Source organism: Variovorax sp. P4_D9, from assembly GCF_056401695.1.
Genome location: NZ_JBFUIU010001464.1, coordinates 1 through 1,290, shown reverse-complemented (window position 1 = coordinate 1,290; position 1,290 = coordinate 1). Strand labels below are relative to the sequence as shown.

The 1,290-nt window shown below is 64.8% G+C and carries 2 protein-coding genes; both read right to left on the bottom strand.

The window, feature by feature from the left end; genetic code table 11:
• The coding region (locus tag AC1DY5_RS56030; protein WP_478122771.1) for an SDR family NAD(P)-dependent oxidoreductase at window positions 1-494 on the bottom strand (494 nt) is incomplete at its 3' end.
• 82 nt (window positions 495-576) lie between these two features.
• Window positions 577-1,044: an Ohr family peroxiredoxin gene (locus AC1DY5_RS56025; RefSeq protein ID WP_478122772.1), complete on the bottom strand. Its 468-nt coding sequence runs from the start codon at window positions 1,042-1,044 to the stop codon at window positions 577-579.
• Between the last annotated feature and the right edge of the window lie 246 nt (window positions 1,045-1,290).

Sequence of the window (1,290 nt, the reverse complement as noted above, 5' to 3'; positions counted from 1 at the left end):
ACTGCTGCCTTCGTCGCCGAATAGTCGGCCACACCAGGCCAGGGCGTGCGATCGGCGGCGCCGGAGCCAATCGAGATGATGCGGCCATGGTCGCTGATGAGCGGCACTGCCGCACGCACGGCAGCGGCYATGCCGCCGACGTTGATAGCAAACTGGCGTTCCAGCGCGGCGACGTCGCTGTCGGGCGCGCCGACCTGGCCGACCACGAACACGCCGGCGTTGTTGACGAGGATGTCGAGCTTGCCGAAATGGCGAGCCGTGTTGTTCACCAGCGCTTCGACCTGCAGTGGGTCGGCCTGGTCGGCCTGAAAGGCTGCGGCGCGCGCGCCCAGATCCTTCAGTTCCTTGACCAGCGCCTCCGCGCGGTCGGCGGAGGCCGAATAGCTGATGGCGACATCGGCGCCGTCGTGCGCCAAGCGGCGCGCGATGGCGGCACCGATGCCGCGTGAACCGCCGGTGACGAGGGCGACTTTGTTGGCGAGGGGCTTGGACATGCTGTTCTCCGAGAAGGTGAGTGGTTTGTTGCACTCGCTGTCGAGTCGACAGCGAGGTTCGTTTGCTGATGAGGCCGAGTTATTACGCAGCCAGGGCTTCCGCGGCAATGACGTTCGTGGCGACGTCGATGTTGCCGTGGACGGCCTTCGAATAAGGGCACATCTGATGCGCTGCATGCGCGATGGCCTCAGCCACGTCTTGTGCGACGCCGGGCATGCGCACATCGATCCGGGCCTGGATGAAGTACGCGTCGCCGGTCTGGCCGAGGTCGACTTCAATGTCGACGGCCATGTCGGTGGGCAGCACCACCTTCTTCGCCTTGGCTGCGACGCCCAGCGCGCCGGTGTAGCAGGCCGACCAGGCTCCGGCGAACAACTGCTCTGCGGTGGGATGCAGCGGGATCGCCTCGAGCACGATTTCATTGCCCGCCTTGCCGGGCGTCGACATCCGGATGTCGACGCGCTCATCGGCGCGCGGGGCGCCCTCACGGCGGCTGGCCGTCGTATGGGTCTTGCCCGTCAGCAGAACTTGTTGGATCTTGGTGGTCATTTCGATTTCCTTTTCGATTGGTTGGCCCTGTTGTTGGAGCGCAGACGCTTGCGTGCGTCGTGCGCCGGTGGCATCGCGATAGGGCTTGGATCGCTTGCCGGGAACGGATGGAAGGGGGCGGAAGGCCAGGAGGTGAGTGGCGATGGCATGAAGTGTCAGAGCGGACCCTGCTCTGACCAAGATGGTGGGCGGGACATCTTTATTTCCAGTTCGCCAATAATCCGGCGATGGACCAAATCGCAGCCA